The sequence below is a fragment of the Cohnella rhizosphaerae genome, from assembly GCF_029525575.1.
Taxonomy (GTDB): domain Bacteria; phylum Bacillota; class Bacilli; order Paenibacillales; family Paenibacillaceae; genus Cohnella; species Cohnella rhizosphaerae.
In genome coordinates this window covers 1487176-1503643 of the sequence record NZ_JAPDIA010000003.1, presented here as the reverse complement: position 1 = coordinate 1503643, position 16468 = coordinate 1487176, and the positions used below count along the sequence as shown (strand labels likewise).

Here is a 16468-nt window from a genome sequence, read left to right as displayed (position 1 = left end):
CCCGGACTGTTCCATCGATCACATCGCGTAAATCTTAGGAAATAAAGGGTCAAGACCATTTCCGTTGAAAAACCATTCCGTCTGTCGCCGCGAATTGCTCATTATGCTCGTTCCTTCTTTCTTCAAGCCATTTAAGGTAATCTTCTTTACGTGCTCGCCTGGATCGCCCGAACTGGTAACTCGGGATCCCGCCAGCAGCCGGACTTTTGCGAAACAATACATAAATCGTTTGAGCAGAGCACCCTTGGTGTTTGGCGATAGTTGGCGCCGTTAATACATCAGGTAATTCATCCACTGTCATCATTGCATCACTCCTTTTCTTAATCGCTTCTCAAACTCCAATAAATCAGTTCGCCTCACCCTTCGTGACTTTCCAATTTTGTATGAGCTGAGTTCGCCGCTCTTAATCAAGTGAAATACTCTTGTTCGCCCGATACCCAGATAACGGGCTACTTGTTCCATAGTTAAGGTTGGTGGAATCTCGTCCTTTTCCTCCGATGCGGCCGACCTTGCTTCTGCAGCAATCCTTCTTAGTTCCTCTAGCTCCTCTTTCTTAATAATCACGTAATCCGCTGGAATATTAATCTTGAGCTGCAGGTGGGCTGTCCCTGTTACTTCAACTTCTCTCATTATTCCGCCTTTCTCTGTCCGCTTTATGGACTGAACTTACGGATTAAATATCTGACCAAATCTCCGGTCCAAGAATTCTGCCATCTTATTTGCTTGAAATGCCCAAGGCTGACCTTGGGCTTGGGGGATAAAAAAACAAAGCCGCCCTCAGAAGCATCTAAGATTCTCCGAAACCGTGGAGGATAGAGGATATTGGTCTTGATCCAGTCACTCTTGCGCCGGATCCGGTGTTCGAGATCATTCATGTTCCAGTAAACGCCTGCGAGCTCCTGCCTATGTAAATCCTCGAACTGGACCTGTTTGATAAGCACATACTCCGGCGGGATTTTTATGGAGAGTTGAAGTTCAAATTGTTGCATGTCGGGAAGCACTCCTCATGACTTGGGCTGCTCAAGCAACCATATTCTTAAGAACTCTCTGGTATCTTTCGCAGGAAAGTACCATTTGCCTCCAATCTTTCGTTTTATGAAGCGAGTATCGAAGAAAAAATAAGTTTGAATCGTATTCCAGCTCATGCAGGTCCGTTTTTTTAAGTTCCGCGGCGTCCCAGAATACGTACTCTGCATCAACTTCTCGAACAAGTTCAGCGATCCGAAGGAGTATCATCTTCCGAGCTTCCACTTCATCGACTTTAACTTCTATCAGAGGTACCATCATCCTCATTCCCGTTTTTATCGACGATCCGGTATTTGTTACCGGTGAATACCTCTGCTATTACCTGCTTACATCGATCTGGGTTGCCGACCTTGCGTGGATCAATCTCCACCAGTTCCCCGCCGATATTAATGAAGTGGCCTATAATCTTAAGTTGAGGTCGTTCACGTTTTCTTCCCACGTCTTTGCACCTTTGGACATCCCTTTGTTCTGCATGTGCAAGCGTGCACACTACTTGATATGAGTCTTTTACTGATCGAAGCGATTCGTTTGCTCACGCTTTCGATCTTCAATCCACTTTTCGAACTCCGCAAGCTCAACCCTGCGCGATCGAACAATAGAAAACGAGGGTATGCCTCCGTGGTCTGGAGACAGCGTCATCAGTTCGTAAACCCTCTTACGACCAATACGTAAATATTTTGATATGTCCTGAGCAGTTAGGATGTTTGGCAGATCCTCCAATATCACAACTCCTTCCTTGTGCCGGTCCAATTACTCTTTGGCTTTTTATCAGATGTTTCATTATTAATAGCATCGTCAACTGTTCAGGTTATTACACCTCGCCGCATTTCCTTCTTCATCTTGAATGCAAATAAAAAAGCACCCAAGTGGGCGCTATGATTATCTTTGTCTATAGGCAAACAGTAGGACTAGGAACTATTTCTTGTGAATACACCGTATACATGCCCGCATGAATCGCAAAATACGATATTAAACCATTCACTTCCGAGTATAGTTTTTTCTATACTTTCTTCAGATATGATGTGTTCTCGACCTATAATCCCACAATCCGGACATTTTGGTTGTGCAACAGCCACTCAATCACGCCTCCTTAACTTCCAGGTAATTATACACCATCTTCCATAATACGACAATGTTTTACAGAAAAAAAACACCGTTCGGAACGCATCCGGCGGTGTCATCATAGGGATATGTTGTGGATTATTACCCAGTGAATATAACGTCTATAACTTGCGGCGCCATGTTTGATTGCGATTGCAGTTCGGCTTTGCGTTGCTGCCAGATGGCGAGCTCGGCCTTTTGTTGCTCAGCCATGTCCGCATATGATTTAGCTGATTCCTTATTTCCTTCATCGGCGTACTTCTTAGAGAGTTCGGAATATAGCTTTATTCTTGATTCTTTCTCAGTAATCGCAAAATCTATTTCAGCAGCAGTGTATTGATTATCCGTAGGTACAGGCGTTGCGGCCGGTCCGCTCGAAGGCGTCGGCTGAGGTGTCGTTGGAGTAGTCAAATCGATCTTCCCCCCCTGCCAAGTCGATCTGCAGACCCAGAGCGTCAGAGAGCGCCCTGACTGGCAGATAGCTTGTATTATTGATAATTGCCGCCTGGCCAATAGCCTGACCGCCTAAAGTGACTTCCTTGGTCCCGGCCACCTTCGAGCCCGTCAGAACGGCGGTCGCGCCTGCTTGAATACCGAACATCAATGCGGCCCCGACCAATGCGCCGATTACATACTTTCGCATTATCGTCATCCTTTGCCATTTTTCCAAAGTATATCATTGGATGACGCCGTTGACTACGGATATAGCTCGAGTAGCCGGACCTCCGGATGCGCTTGATACATAAAGCGTGCCTGTATAACTGGATTTAGCGGCTTTTGATTCTAAACTGCTTAATACATCAACATGATTTATGGTTACCGGCGCTCCTACTAAGTTCATTTGAGCCGATGAAGGTCCAATCGAAGTAAGAATGCTCGTCGTATCAATGGCAAACAACGAAGAGCTACCATATATTCCTGCGAACTTGCCGTTTGCATTAAATTCGAGCATCGGAAATCCTGAGGAACCAGCACTTATGAACTGAACATAGTTTTCCGCGTTCATGTAGACAGCAAAAGAATTCGCACCGTTATTCATTTCGGCTCGAGGAAACAATCCATTGCTTGTAGCGATGTACGAACCGAAGATATTCGTTCCTGTTATCGTCGTCCCATCGATCGTGCCGCCATGGAATGAAGATGCTGTGATATCCCCTTAAATCTCAGCATTGAACGCAGATAAATGCCCCTACATCAAGGCTTCATGGGGTCGGATATGCTTGTATAAGAAAAGCATATCTTATGGCCAAAAGCAACCGGTTTTCGGCGCCTGTCGACACGTAAGATATGCTCTCCTGATCGTAAAGCCGTCTTGCGAGGGACCTAGCGATGGGCGTTCAGCCTGCTACGATCGACAACGGACGCTGAGGCGTCACGAGATCGAGCATTTCGTCGCTCAAGGATTGGTAAAACGGAAGCAGCATCTCGTTGTGCTTGTCCGCCGCGACGAAAACCTTCAGGACGTTCCGCTGGCGGAATCGCGCATTCATGGCGGTGACGAGCGAACGGCCTACGCCTTGGCGGCGAAGATCCGGATGTACGGCGACGCGGTAAACATAACCTTTGCTGTGATCGATCGTGCCGATCATGATGCCCGCGAGCTCGTCGTTCTTCAGCGCCACGAGCACAAGCTCGCTGTCCCAGGACAATTGGCGGGATAAAGCCGACATGGTCTCTTCACAGCATTCCTCCGACAAAGCTACTTTCAGAAGCTCGGATACGGAACGATAATCCGACAATTGAAAAGTCCGAATCTGCATATGCCTGTCTCCCCGGATTCAGTTAAAGTAGAGGCTAAACTGTGAACATCGCTTTAACGTCTTTTTATATTACGACAAATTCGTGATAATTTCATGCTATTTTAGGAATATCGCATAAATAATTTAGGAGAATGGTCGCGCAAAGGAGTGTAAACGCTTTAAATAAAGCGTTTACATATGGATATATCTAAATTTTTGCCGAATTTCGCCGAATATGCGCTTAAATCGCGTTTTATCGGATCGTCCAGCATTTTGATGGAATAGCTTATAATATATTCAAACAATGTCTGAGGTATGAGGTAATGGATAAATTTAACCGGATAAAACCAGGCAAAAATGCCCATGCTGAGACAACGCGGCCTCGTGCTTGCGGGCAGACTTTCTAAACACCCGTGTTGATTTAGTATTTAAAATCAGGGATAATACAGAAGTAGATTTCCAATCCCGATTCATAATCCAAGGAGGCTGTTCCATTATGGCACACGTATTGCCCGCTCTTCCTTACTCGAACGACGCACTCGAGCCGCATATCGACGCGCTCACGATGGAGATCCACCACGACCGCCATCACAATACTTACGTAACCAACCTCAACAAAGCCCTCGAATCCGCTCCCGAACTGGCGGACAAGAGCCTGAACGATCTGATCTCCGATCTGAACGCCGTGCCGGAGTCCATCCGCACCGCGGTTCGCAACAACGGCGGCGGCCACGCCAACCACTCCCTCTTCTGGGAGACGATCGGCCCGAACGCAGGCGGCGCTCCGACCGGCGCGCTGGCGGCAGCCATCGACAGCGAGCTCGGCGGCTTCGACAAGTTCAAGGAAACGTTCGCGGCGGCAAGCTACGACCCGCTTCGGTTCCGGCTGGGCGTTCCTCGTCGTAGGCAAGGACGGCAAGCTGAAGGTATACAGCCTGCCGAACCAGGACAGCCCGATTTTCGAAGGCGAGACGCCGATCCTCGGCCTTGACGTCTGGGAGCACGCTTACTACCTGAAGTACCAGAACAAGCGTCCGGACTACATCGGCGCGTTCTGGAACGTCGTCAACTGGGAAGAAGTCGGCAAGCGTTACGAAGCCGCCAAGTAATTTTCCTTACGCAAAAAGCCGGTGCCGCAGAAGCGGTGCCGGCTTTTTTTGCGTGCGGTCAGCGTTTTGCGTGCGGTCAGCGTTTTGCGTGCAGTCAGCGTTTTGCGTGCAGTCAGCGTTTTGCGTGCAGTCAGCGTTTTGCATGCAGTCAGCGTTTTGCGTGCGGTCAGCGTTTTGCGTGCGGTCAGCGTTGATGAAGAGCGAAAAAGGAATCTGCCCCGCGGATGCGGTATTGATAACAAACCGGCCTTGGCGCAGCGGTTCATTCGGACCCAGGTGCCGCTATATCAACGAAATGGGCCTTTTATGTCGGGTGATCGGACTCAGGAGACTTTATTTAGGCTTTGAGGTACGTTTGCGTGCCTGCTGGAGATGAATAGCGGATCCTCGGTCCGTTGCCGAACGTTTAACCGACCTCGGACGCAACTTAGCGACGCTGGAGTCCGCAACCTTCGGTGTTATCATGGAAAACACATCATCCAAGGCTCGGCTGGCCATTTTTGCCCGATAAGCGAAACATTTAGCTGGGAGGCACCCATTTTGACCGCGCTGCGTGCCTGTAGAGTAACTTTTTGCGCTTACGGAACCATTTTGACCCTGCTGCGTGCCTGTAGAGTAACTTTTTGCGCTTACGGAACCATTTTGACCCTGCTGCGTGCCTGTAGAGTAACTTTTTGCGCTTACGGAACCATTTTGACCGCGCTGCGTGCCTGTAGAGTAACTTTTTTGCGCTTACGGAACCATTTTGACCCCGCTGCGTGCCTGCAGAGTAACTTTTTGCGCTTATGGCACCATTTTGAACGCGCTGCGTGCCTGTAGAGTAACTTTTTGCGCTTACGGAACCATTTTGACCGCGCTGCGTGCCTGTAGAGTAACTTTCTGCGCTTACGGAACCATTTTGACCGCGCTGCGTGCCTGCAGAGTAACTTTTTTGCGCTTACGGAACCATTTTGACCGCGCTGCGAAGATTTGAGAAAAGTCAGCGCTTCTCCGCGTTCTCGTACAAGGCGCCGCTAAAGTGCGCGGCCAGCAGCTTGCTGAACACGTTCGGCCAGGCGAGACGCTCGAAATCCGCCGCGTCGATCCAGCGGTAGCCCGTCGGCAGCGCGACGGCAGCCTCATGGGCGCGATAATCGGCGTTGCCTTCGGGCCCCCCCCACGAGCCCGGCTGCTTCCGCAGCTGCCGCCGCGACGCCTGCAACCGACGCAGCCCCAGGCGGCCCCTCGGCATTGCCGAACGCGACTACAGGCGGCCCCTCGGCATTGCCGAACGCGGCTACGGCCGTTCCCGCGGCATCGCCAAACGCAGAAGCTGCCGCAGTCTCAGCCGCAGCAACTGCCGCCCCCCCGGTCGCGGCAGCCGCTTCCCCTCCGGCAGCCTCGGCCTCGCGCCGCCCCTCTACGCCGCCGGCGCCCAGCACGCGCAGGTGCCAGCGCAGATGCGTGAACACATGCTCCGCGTCGGCGACGTGGCGCAGCGCTTCGGCGCGAATGCCTGCGAGCCCCGCGGCATCCAGCGATGCCGCGAGCAGCGCCCCGCCCGCGGAGGCCGACTCCCAGACGGCCCGCTCGGGCGCCACGACGTGCGGCAGCTCCCACATGCGCGCGAGCAGGCCGCTCTCCGGCCGCTGGCGCACGAGCACGCGGCCCTTCGCGTCCTGCAGGAGCGCCGCCACGCGATGCTCCGGCCGCGGCGGCTTCGCCTTGCTCTTGACCGGCAGCTCGGTCTCGCGGCCGGCCAGCCGGCCCTGGCAGTGCGCCATCACCGGGCACAGCAGGCAGCTCGGCGACTTCGGCGTACAGATGAGCGCGCCGAGCTCCATGAGCGCCTGGTTGAAATCGGAAGCCTCCCCTTCGGGGATGAGTTCCCGGGCGAGTCCTTCCATGCCGACGCGCGTGGCCGGCTTCGCGATATCTTCGTCGATGCAAAAGTAGCGCGAAAGCACGCGCATGACGTTGCCGTCCACCGCCGGTTCGGGTCTCCCGAAGGCGATGCTCAGAATCGCGCCTGACGTATACGGCCCGACGCCCTTCAGTCCCGTTACGACGCGCTTGTCGTCAGGCAGCTTGCCGCCGTGGTTGTCCGCGATCTCGCGGGCCGCGGCCTGGAGATTGCGGGCGCGCGAATAATAGCCGAGCCCTTCCCAAGCCTTGATCACTTCTTCCTCGGGCGCTTCGGCGAGCGCCGTCACCGTCGGAAACTTGGCCATGAAACGGTTAAAATACGGGATGACCGTATCGACGCGCGTCTGCTGGAGCATGATCTCCGACACCCAGATGTGATAGGGGTCCCGGCTGCGTCGCCAGGGAAGGTCCCTTTTCGCCTGCTTGTACCACTGCAGCAGCTCGCCGCTAAAGAACGATTTAATCTCGCGTTCGTTCAAGTCTCCGTCCCTTCCTTCTTTGGCGATTCGGCGCCGCCCGCTTCGTCCTTGGCTCCGCCTGCGCCGAGTCCCAGCACCAGCTTCTTGTAGCGGCTCGGGGTAAGCCCCGTGTAGGCTTTAAACATTCTTGAAAAGTAGTAGATCTTCATGCCGATCCGCGCCGCGGCGTCCGAGACGTTGCAGGCGGGATCCGCGAGCAGCGTCCGAGCGACCTCCAGCCTGCGCTGGTTCACGTATTGTATCGGCGAGCAGCCCATCAATCCTTTGAAAAATACGATAAAATAGTTCGGGTGCAAAAAAATGAGCCCGGCCAGATGCTCGACGGTAATCGTGTCGGCCAGATGCTCTTCCACGTAGCTCAGCACGATCTCCAGCTTCTCGAACTCCGGAGAAAGCGACGCCCGACGCCCGGAATCCGCGACGAAGTAATCGATGTAAATGCCGATCAGCTCCATGAAGGAGGTTTTGATCCGAAGCCGGGCCGACGGCTGCTGCGAGAACAGACAGCCGCGAATTCTGGCGAACATCGCGATCGCTTCGCTCGGGTCGGGGATGCGCACGTGCTCGGGCAGGCCGATCGCCTGGTAGAGCGCCCGGTCCGCGTAGCTCGCGCGGAAGTGACACCACCAGTATGACAACGTCTCGCCGGGACTCGGCTCGATCCAATGCGCTTTGCCCGCCAGCAAGATGCTGAACGTACCCGCGTCCATAGAAAAAGACCGGTCATCCATGTGCAGCAGGCCGCTGCCGCCGGTCACGAGCAGCGCCCGATTGCAGTCGTAAACCTCAGGCCGGCCCTCTTCTGCGCCCGCTTGCTCCTCGAAGGAGGCGGCGGCGACCTCGAACTGCATTTTTTCGAGATGGTTCATGAATATGTTAAAATAGCGTATGGTCATGATTTGCACTCCAGGAAGCTTGTCTTAAGATGTCTAGTAGGTTTTATTCATTATACTTAACATTGGGAGTCGGGTAAATTTGCAAAAATATGCCTTTGCGCGCCGGGGACTGCGGATCGCCGCAGCGCTTGTCCTGATTGGAACGCTGCTGCTGACTTCGGCTTGCGGCAAAAACAAGACTACAGGAAACGCCAAACCGACGGCGCCTGCCGGCCCGGCCGATACGATCGCGTTGTATCGCAGCAACTGCATCTCCTGCCACGGCGGCGGCCTTGAGGGCATGATGGGGCCGGCGACGGATCTTCGGTCCGTCGGCGCTCGCCTGACGGAGACGCAGATCGCAGCGCAGATCGCGAACGGCGGCGAGAGGATGCCCGCATTGAAGGATCGCCTGACCGCAGAGGAGATCGACAAACTCGCCGCTTGGCTCGCCGGCTTGCAGTGATTCGGTTCACTCTCACATCATACAGTTCCCGGGAACATTAGTCCTGGTATATATTTGGATCTCGAGCTAATTTATTTCATTTTATTGAATATCTTCTCAGGAAAAATAAAACGATCGCCGCACGGCGATCGCAACGTACAAATAGGCCGAGCCCGGCCAACGAGGACCGGGCTCGGCTTGCCTTATTCGATTCGCTCCAGCGTAGCCGTCGCCGCCGCCAGCCGTCGTTCGTGCGTAATCGCCACATGAACGCGATACGCCCCCCTCCGCCAGTCCAAGCCGCGACCAGGCTTCGGGCGAGAGCCGGCATGCCGGCCGGCCGCGTTCGTCGGGCAGCACCTCGATGTCGCGGAATCCCACGCAGCTGCCGATGCCGCAGCCTATCGCCTTGACGACCGCCTCCTTGGCCGCGAACCGGCCGGCGGCGAATTCGACCGCCCGGCGCGGCTGCATCTGCGCGTAGCGCGCAAGCTCGCCATCCGTAAGCACGCGCGCGGCGAACCTGCCGCCGGTGTCTCCCGCGAGCAGCTTCGCCATCCGCTCCATCTCGACGACGTCGATCCCGATTCCCTCGATCATCCTTCGCTTAGATGCCGGGAATCGCCTGGCGCTTGTGCTGCGTGCGCCGATAATGCTTCTCCAGAATCTCCCGGGATGCGTCCGGAATCGTCTTGCCTTCCAGATAGTCGCTGTTGTCGTCGTAGCTGACGCCCAGCTCGGCCTCGTCGGTCTGGCCCGCCCACAAGCCGGCCGTCGGCGCCTTGTCCACGACTTCGGCGGGAACGCCGAGCGCGCGCGCGACCTCGCGTACCTGACGCTTGTTCAGCGAGCTGAGCGGCGTGATGTCGACCGCGCCGTCGCCCCATTTGGTATAGAAGCCGGTCAGCGCTTCGGACGCATGATCCGTGCCGACGACCAGCAGATTGAGGTCGAACGCGAGCGCGTACTGCACGATCATGCGCGTGCGCGCCTTGACGTTGCCCTTGCCGCCGCGGCTGATATGGCGGGACATGCCCAGCGACTTGAACGCGTGCTCGGTCTCGAGCGCGATCTCGTCCACCGCTTCTTCGATATTCGTCTCGACCTTGTGCTTGAGCGCGAACGCTTCGGCCACGGCGTAGCTATGCGCGATGTCTTCCTGCTGCCCGTATGGCTGGAACACGCCGAGCGTCATGTATTCCTTGCCGGTCTCGGCTGTCAGCTCGTCCGTCGCGCGCTTGCACAGTCCCGTCGCCACAGCGCTGTCTACGCCGCCGCTGATCGCGATGAGCAGGCCGGTCGCTCCCGCCGCTTTCACGTATTCCTTCAGAAAACCGACCCGCTTCGCGATCTCTTCCTGGGGATCGATCGACGGCTTCACGCCGAGCAGCGCGATAATCTCCTGCTGCAAACTCATACGAACGCCTCCATTCTATAGGTTCCTTAGTTATGTAAGACGGCATGGGCACGCGTGAAACAGCAAGTTTCGGCGCGGACTGCCGTCATTCTCATACGAAAAAACCGCGGATGCGCAAATGTCATCCGCGGCTGCGCCTTCGTTAGCGGCAGAAGCGATCGAACGCATCGGTCAGATCCGCGGCGATATCGTCGGCGCTGCGGTTCTCGATCTGATGGCGTTCGATGAAGTGCACGAGCTCTCCGTCCTTAAGCAGCGCGATGGAGGGCGAAGACGGCGGATACGGCGCGAAGTACTCCCTCGCCTTGGCCGTCGCTTCCTTGTCCTGGCCTGCGAACACGGTGTACAGATGGTCGGGCAGCGCGTCGTGGCGAAGCGCCTCGGCTACGCCCGGGCGCGCTTGGCCGGCCGCGCAGCCGCATACGGAATTGATGACGACGAGCGTCGTACCCTTGCTGTCCGGCAGCGCCTGCTCGACTTCCTCCGGCGTTCTCAGCTCCGTGATCCCGATCCGGGTCAGGTCGTCGCGCATCGGTTGGACCATGTCCAGCATATATCGTTCGAATGACATCGACATGTCTATCCCTCGCTTTCGATAGAATCGCAATTCGGCGGGCAAACCGCTTACCTTATTATAGCGCGGCCATGCGCGAACCGTCAAAAGCGGCACGAGCCCGGCAAGCGCCGGACCCGCCTCGATTCATGCGATCAAACCGAAGGACGGTTCGGACCGTCGAGCTTCTTGTCGTATCCCGCGGACAGCGGCGACGCGTCTTCCCTCGCCTTGGAAGAAGCCGGCGCTTCGGCGCGTCCCTTTTGCTTGGGCTGCTTGGCCATGACCATTCCTCCTCCCGATCTCGTGATGTTATCGGAGGTAGTGTAAGCCATAAAAGACCGGCTTATTCGGCCGGAACCCAGCAGGCATAACCGCTTTTGCAAAAAGTAACGATAAAGGTCGTCCCCTGTCCCACGGTGGATTGCACCTCGATGCGGCCGTCGTGCCGCTCGGCGATGCTGAGGCAGAGCGCCAGCCCGAGGCCCGTTCCTTGCTCCTTCGTCGTATAGAACGGCTCGAACAGGCGCTCCACCTTCTCCGGCGGTATGCCGTTGCCCGTATCCGACACGAACAGCTGGACCCGGTCCTCGAGATCGCGCGTCTCGATCCGAAGCACGCCTTTCTCGTCCATCGCCTCAAGGCCGTTGCGCGCCAGGTTCAGGATGAGCTGCTTGATCTCCTTGCCGTTCAGCTCGAGCACGTCCTTTTCCTCGCACAGCTCGAGCTCTACCGATTGCCCGCGCAGGTTGGCGTCGGCCCATATAAGCGGCAGCATGTCCTTCAGCACCGATTGGAGGCTGCTCGTTTCCTTTTCCACGATGCGATTTTGGGCCAGCGACAAAAAGTCGTTGATGATCGCGTTGGCCCGGTCGAGCTCCTCCATGACGATGCGGAAATAAGAGCGCTGTTCCGAGGGACTTCGCTCGTTGAGCAGCTGTACGAATCCCCGGATGACCGCCATCGGATTGCGAATCTCGTGCGTAATGCTGGCTGCCATTTGACCGACCAGGCTCAGCCGCTCCATTTTATCCAGCTCATCCTTGAGCCGCTGCGTATCCGTCACGTCCTGCGCGATATAGACGACGCCCTCCGGCATCCCTCTCGCTCCCGACTCGTTGACGGAACAAGCGGTCGCGAGCATCGTCCGGCCTTGAATTTTGAACATCTCCGAGGAGACGCGCTCCCCTTTGTTCAGGACCAGTTCGATGATAGAAGCGGTTGCATCGAGCCCCATAAGCCGGGCCAGCTCGGTATAGTGCAGGCCGACGATACTTCCCTCCGCGTGCTTGCCCGTCTCCATCGCGATCTGATTCACGTGCGTAATAATGCCTTTCGCATCGATAAAAATGACGGCAAGGGGCACCATATCGAGAAAACGCCGCATTCGGATCGATTCGAGCTTGTACTGACGAGTCAAGTCCAGCAGCTGCGACTGCAGGCTGACCCGTTCGTAAGCGATTTCGATAAAATAGACGGATAGATGCGAGATGAGGATAAACGCGATCAAATAAGCGACGCACGCCATGAGCAGCATGGTTTTGTGCGCGATGCTGCCGTCCGCGTACGAGATGACCGCGGGAATTAAAAACGATAACGAGGCGACCGCCCAAAGAAGAGCGACGGCCCGCATCTTTCCGCTTCGGTTCTTAAGCCTGAAGGTGCGCGAGACCTTGTATAGAATTAGGATATAGACGAGGAAAAAGACGAGAAAGCCGACGATTTGGGCCGGACTTTCCCCGGGGATATGCAGAATCAGAAACGCCGCGCTAAGCACGATCGCAAACGGGAAGCCGCCGTACAGCGAAGCGGTGATGACGGCGACAAAGCCCAGATCGAGTATAACCGTGCCCTTTTGCACCATATAGAAATGACCGAGCAGCATGCAAAAGCCGCTGACCGTGCCGATGAACAGGCGGGAATGCCGCAGCTGGCGCTGGCGCGAGAACCAGATCTGAAAGGTGCCAACGGGCAGCAGGGCGATAAGAACCTGAAGAAGCAGGCTGTTGACCAAAGAGATCCCCCCGCACGATCGTCCATAATACTTAAACAATTCATTCTGATTAAAACATATAAACATTCCGCTTACAATAATAGGAATATAGTTTAGACTGTATATATCCAAGAATTAAACCTGCGGTGTCGATACGGAGAGGAACGAGCTCGTGGCGTATAAACGAAATAACCGAATCGTAGATCATTATAACATTCTTATTATCGGCGGGGGTTCCGCGGGCTTGATGGCCGGGATCGCCGCCAGCCGGTCCGGCGCCCGCGTCCTGCTGCTCGACAAGGGAGACAAGCTCGGACGCAAGCTCGGCATCTCCGGCGGCGGCCGCTGCAACGTGACGAACGCCAAGGAGACGGACGAGCTCATTCGGCATATCCCCGGCAACGGAAGATTTCTGCATTCCGCGTTGTCCGTCTTCGGCAACCGCGATATCGCCGCCTTTTTCGAAGGCATGGGCATCCGGTTGAAGGAGGAAGACAACGGGCGGATGTTTCCCGTTACCGACAAGGCTAAGACCGTCGTCGACGCGCTCGTGCGCAAAGTCAGGGAGCAAGGCGTGACGATCGAGACGAACGCTCCGGTTGCCGAGGTGCTGTACGACGAGGGCCGGGTCTCGGGCGTGCTGCTGGCGGACGGACGCGTATTCGCCGCGCCCTCCGTCATCGTGGCGGTCGGCGGCAAGTCGGTGCCGCATACCGGATCGACCGGCGACGGCTACGCCTGGGCCGAACAGGCCGGTCATACGATCTCCGAGCTGTTCCCGACCGAGGTGCCGCTCACCTCTGCGGAGCCTTTCGTCCGCAAGCCGCGAGCTTCAGGGCTTGTCGCTGCGCGACGTGACCCTGACGGTCTGGGGCGACAAGGGCAAGCCCCTCGTCGCGCACCGCGGGGATATGCTCTTCACGCACTTCGGCCTGTCGGGACCGATCGCGCTCCGCTGCAGCCAGTTCGTCGTCAAGCAGCGAAAAAAGACCGGGGGCGAGCCGGTTCGGCTCACGCTCGATCTTTTTCCTGACAAAAGCGTCGCTCAGGTGTACGACGATACGTACGCGTTGACGAAGGCGGAGCCTAAGAAAGCGGTCAAAAATATCCTCAAGAGCGTCGCGGCCGAACGCCTGCTGCCGCTGCTGCTCGCGCGGGCGGGACTGGACGGCGACACGACGCACGCGAACATTCCGAAGCAGGCCTGGCAGAACCTGGCGGGGCTGCTGAAGGCATTTCCCGTCGACGTCAACGGCACGCTGTCGATCGAGGAAGCGTTCGTGACGGGCGGCGGCGTCAGCTTGAAGGAGATCGATCCGAAAACGATGCAGTCGAAGCTCATGCCTGGCCTGTTTTTCGCCGGCGAAATCCTGGATATCCACGGCTATACGGGCGGCTACAATATTACGGCGGCGTTCTCGACGGGCTATGTCGCCGGGTTGAACGCCGCCCTGCATGCGGAGGCTGCCGCTGGCGCGCAATAGCTGGCAGTGCCCGCGGCGCTCGTGAGGCTGTAAGGCGGATCTGGCGCGGATCTGGCGCACGCGCGAGGTGCCCTGCATTCGGAATAGAGGACCGGTACAAATGTTGCTGAAAAGGCACTAAGTTACTCTACAGCCTCGCGGTTCGGTCTAAATGGTGCTGTAAGGCAAAAAGTTACTCTACAGCCTCTCGAACCGGTCTTAAAGGTGCTGTAAAGGCAAAAAGTTACTCTACAGCCTCTCGAACCGGTCTTAAAGGTGCTGTAAAGGCAAAAAGTTACTCTACAGCCTCTCGAACCGGTCCTAAAGGTGCTGTAAAGGCAAAAAGTTACTCTACAGCCTCTCGAACCGGTCTTAAAGGTGCTGTAAAGGCAAAAAGTTACTCTACAGCCTCTCGAACCGGTCTAAATGGTGCTGTAAAGGCAAAAACTTACTCTACAGCCTCTCGAACCGGTCTAAATGGTGCTGTAAAGGCAAAAACTTACTCTACAGCCTCTCGAACCGGTCCTAAACAATCGCCAAACACCCCGGTTCTCGCATAAGATACGCGCTACAATGCACTTTTGCGCGATGGATCGCAAAAGCCCGCCATATTCCGCCTTGATGATGCACTTATTGCAGGGTAGCCCTAGTATGCCTCGAAATGATTGTAGCTGCCGTCGTCCGCCGCTTCGTCTACCGGCGACTCATCTATCGCAGATTCGTCTGCCGAGCCGTTCGCGCGCGACGCTGCAATCGGCTCGACGCCGAAATATGCCGGTTCCCAGTCCTCGTTCACGGTGTGCGCGGGGATCTGCAGCTCGTCGAGCGCGTAGGCGACAGCGAGCAGCTCGGCGTCGTCGGCCGGCGCTTCGGCGAGCAGCTCGCCGCCGTGGCTCTGGGCGATCTCAAGCGCGCTCGCGAGATTGTCGCCGTCGACGTGGATGTGGAGCCGCCCGACGCCGTGCGGCTGCGGTTCGTACCCCAGCTCGTCGAGCGTTCCGCAAGCCTTGTGCGCGCTGCCCTCGTCCGGAAACTGAAACATTAGTGCTCTGTATGCCATTTCTAAAAATCGCCTCTTCTCGGTTAGCGGATTGGAATGACAGTAGCATATCCGCCCGCGGCCGCCTTCATGTAGCGATCATTCAACGCCGCCCGATCGGTCAATGTCTCCCGCGTCGGATTTCGACCGGCCTTCCCGCCCGGTGCCCAGCAAAGCGGTAGCCGCGCGATTGATGCGGCCGAGCAGCGGATATCCGGCGGCCGGCAGGAGCAAGGCCGCGGTCCACCATGGTCCGCCGTACAACCATCCTGCGTGCAAGCCGAGAATCGCGCACCAGGCCAGTCCGATCGGACGAAGCAGCAGCGACCGCCCGATCTCCCGTCCATCCGTACGCAGCGCCTCGCTCCAATCGTACAACGCCATATAACGTTCCGTTTCCCACCTGCCCCACAAGCCGTTCAGCCATAGCAGCAGCAATGCGCACAGGCCTGCCCAGGCGATCGCTCCCAGCCAGACCGGGGACAGCCAGATCGCCGCGATTCCGAGCAAAGCGAATTGAAGCAAGGTACGCACCTGCTCGGCATCCCGAAGCATCGCGCGCAGCCACAGCTCGGCGATTCGGGCGGGCTCGTCGCGCCGCTTCAGCAGCGGCCCCGGCTTGCGCAGCACCCAGGGCCTGCGTCCGGCGGGCGGTCTTTTGGCCTGCTCGGTATCCATCAGCACCCAGCCGACATTGTCCCCATAGGCCCGGTGCTCCGCCTCGAGCTCTTGCGCGAACGTGCCGGCGCGCATCGAACGTCGCCAAGCAAGGCCAACGCACGCCAAGGCCAACGCGGCGATGAAAGCCGCCGCCGCAACCGGCTCACCGCCGCGCATCCCCCACCCCGCGACAGGCACCCACGCGGCGATAAAAGCCGCTCGCAGGCCATACACGGCCAGCACGCGCCGCGCGCCTTGCCATCTGCGCTCGGTCGCATCGCGTATGAGCGTCCAGGCGAAGCCCATCAGGCCGGCGGACACCGCGAGCGCCGCCCCTGCGCCGAAGCTCCACCCTGTCGCATCCGACATCAACGGCAGCATCAACCCGGCCCCCGCTGCCGACACGGCCATACGGGCGGCCAATGTGTAGGCGAGGCCCGCCAACGTCATGCCGCTCACCCACCTGCCGCTCGAGCGCAGGAACAGTCCGTCCCCCGACTCCGCAAAGGTCCGCAGTCTGGCGCGCAGCATGAGGATCGCCAGCACGACGATCGGCGTTCGCGCAGGCAAATGTCCGATCCAATCCGGCGGATGCCGCAGCAGGTCCAGGTACATCCCCCCCGGCCACCCATAAACCCGGCAGAACGAGATACAGCAGCACGGT

The 16468-nt window shown here is 57.0% G+C and carries 18 protein-coding genes and 3 pseudogenes; 3 read left to right on the top strand and 18 right to left on the bottom strand.

What is annotated here, in order from left to right; genetic code table 11:
• Positions 1-49: 49 nt before the first annotated feature.
• From OMP40_RS12485 to OMP40_RS12460, 7 genes and pseudogenes are all read right to left on the bottom strand, one after another.
• Entirely contained in the window at positions 50-304 is a 255-nt protein-coding gene (locus OMP40_RS12485) for a helix-turn-helix domain-containing protein (RefSeq protein ID WP_277531715.1), read from the bottom strand.
• Entirely contained in the window at positions 301-630 is a 330-nt protein-coding gene (locus OMP40_RS12480; RefSeq protein WP_277531713.1) for a helix-turn-helix domain-containing protein, read from the bottom strand. Before OMP40_RS12480 ends, OMP40_RS12485 begins: the two co-directional genes overlap by 4 nt.
• A gap of 23 nt (positions 631-653) precedes the next feature.
• A complete protein-coding gene (locus tag OMP40_RS41570) occupies positions 654-989 on the bottom strand; it encodes a DUF771 domain-containing protein (protein ID WP_459076909.1) in 336 nt (111 codons plus the stop codon).
• Between the two features lie 15 nt (positions 990-1004).
• Positions 1005-1275 (bottom strand): annotated as a pseudogene (locus tag OMP40_RS12470) (group-specific protein).
• 258 nt (positions 1276-1533) lie between these two features.
• Entirely contained in the window at positions 1534-1752 is a 219-nt protein-coding gene (locus OMP40_RS41565; RefSeq protein WP_420871966.1) for a helix-turn-helix domain-containing protein, read from the bottom strand.
• Positions 1753-2467: 715 nt separating this feature from the next.
• Positions 2468-2770: a hypothetical protein gene (locus OMP40_RS12465; protein WP_277531711.1), complete on the bottom strand. Its 303-nt coding sequence runs from the start codon at positions 2768-2770 to the stop codon at positions 2468-2470.
• A 694-nt stretch (positions 2771-3464) separates the two neighbouring features.
• Positions 3465-3887, bottom strand: coding sequence for a GNAT family N-acetyltransferase (locus tag OMP40_RS12460; RefSeq protein ID WP_277531709.1), 423 nt, complete (start codon positions 3885-3887; stop codon positions 3465-3467).
• Positions 3888-4362: 475 nt separating this feature from the next.
• Here OMP40_RS12460 and OMP40_RS12455 point away from each other — a divergent pair.
• Positions 4363-4975, top strand: a pseudogene (locus OMP40_RS12455) (superoxide dismutase).
• On the opposite strand, the gene OMP40_RS12450 reads toward OMP40_RS12455, so the two are convergent.
• The 4 genes from OMP40_RS12450 to OMP40_RS12435 all read right to left on the bottom strand — a co-directional run bounded on the left by OMP40_RS12450 (position 4957) and on the right by OMP40_RS12435 (position 8255).
• The gene (locus OMP40_RS12450) at positions 4957-5241 is read right to left on the bottom strand and encodes a hypothetical protein (RefSeq protein ID WP_277531707.1); all 285 of its coding nucleotides are present in this window, start codon (positions 5239-5241) and stop codon (positions 4957-4959) included. The pseudogene OMP40_RS12455 and the gene OMP40_RS12450 sit on opposite strands and share 19 nt — an antisense overlap.
• A gap of 713 nt (positions 5242-5954) precedes the next feature.
• On the bottom strand, positions 5955-6176 hold the full coding sequence (locus tag OMP40_RS12445; protein ID WP_277531706.1) for an NUDIX hydrolase: 222 nt from the start codon (positions 6174-6176) through the stop codon (positions 5955-5957).
• Entirely contained in the window at positions 6094-7359 is a 1266-nt protein-coding gene (gene mutY, locus OMP40_RS12440) for an A/G-specific adenine glycosylase (protein ID WP_277531705.1), read from the bottom strand. The genes OMP40_RS12445 and mutY overlap by 83 nt, the downstream gene beginning before the upstream one ends.
• Positions 7356-8255 carry a helix-turn-helix domain-containing protein gene (locus OMP40_RS12435; RefSeq protein ID WP_277531704.1) on the bottom strand — a complete coding sequence of 300 codons (900 nt, stop codon included), beginning with the start codon at positions 8253-8255 and terminating at the stop codon, positions 7356-7358. Before OMP40_RS12435 ends, mutY begins: the two co-directional genes overlap by 4 nt.
• Before the next feature lie 79 nt (positions 8256-8334).
• On the opposite strand from OMP40_RS12435, the gene OMP40_RS12430 reads away from it, so the two are divergent.
• The gene (locus OMP40_RS12430) at positions 8335-8700 is read left to right on the top strand and encodes a c-type cytochrome (protein ID WP_277531703.1); all 366 of its coding nucleotides are present in this window, start codon (positions 8335-8337) and stop codon (positions 8698-8700) included.
• Between the two features lie 96 nt (positions 8701-8796).
• On the opposite strand, the gene acpS is transcribed toward OMP40_RS12430, so the two are convergent.
• From acpS to OMP40_RS12405, 5 genes are all read right to left on the bottom strand, one after another.
• Complete coding sequence (gene acpS / locus OMP40_RS12425; protein ID WP_338131106.1) at positions 8797-9279, bottom strand: holo-ACP synthase; 483 nt, start codon at positions 9277-9279, stop codon at positions 8797-8799.
• 7 nt (positions 9280-9286) lie between these two features.
• On the bottom strand, positions 9287-10096 hold the full coding sequence (nadE, locus tag OMP40_RS12420; protein WP_277531701.1) for an ammonia-dependent NAD(+) synthetase: 810 nt from the start codon (positions 10094-10096) through the stop codon (positions 9287-9289).
• 142 nt (positions 10097-10238) lie between these two features.
• The gene (locus OMP40_RS12415) at positions 10239-10673 is read right to left on the bottom strand and encodes a BrxA/BrxB family bacilliredoxin (protein ID WP_090109024.1); all 435 of its coding nucleotides are present in this window, start codon (positions 10671-10673) and stop codon (positions 10239-10241) included.
• Between the two features lie 131 nt (positions 10674-10804).
• The gene (locus OMP40_RS12410) at positions 10805-10933 is read right to left on the bottom strand and encodes a hypothetical protein (protein ID WP_277531698.1); all 129 of its coding nucleotides are present in this window, start codon (positions 10931-10933) and stop codon (positions 10805-10807) included.
• Positions 10934-10995: 62 nt separating this feature from the next.
• A complete protein-coding gene (locus OMP40_RS12405) occupies positions 10996-12663 on the bottom strand; it encodes an ATP-binding protein (RefSeq protein ID WP_277531697.1) in 1668 nt (555 codons plus the stop codon).
• Between the two features lie 226 nt (positions 12664-12889).
• Between OMP40_RS12405 and OMP40_RS12400 the strand changes: the two are divergent.
• Positions 12890-14126, top strand: a pseudogene (locus tag OMP40_RS12400) (BaiN/RdsA family NAD(P)/FAD-dependent oxidoreductase).
• Positions 14127-14751: 625 nt separating this feature from the next.
• Here OMP40_RS12400 and OMP40_RS12395 read toward each other — a convergent pair.
• Positions 14752-15165 (bottom strand): hypothetical protein, encoded by a 414-nt coding sequence (locus tag OMP40_RS12395; RefSeq protein ID WP_277531695.1) that lies wholly within the window; start codon positions 15163-15165, stop codon positions 14752-14754.
• 78 nt (positions 15166-15243) lie between these two features.
• A complete protein-coding gene (locus tag OMP40_RS12390; RefSeq protein WP_277531694.1) occupies positions 15244-16419 on the bottom strand; it encodes an ABC transporter permease in 1176 nt (391 codons plus the stop codon).
• Between the last annotated feature and the right edge of the window lie 49 nt (positions 16420-16468).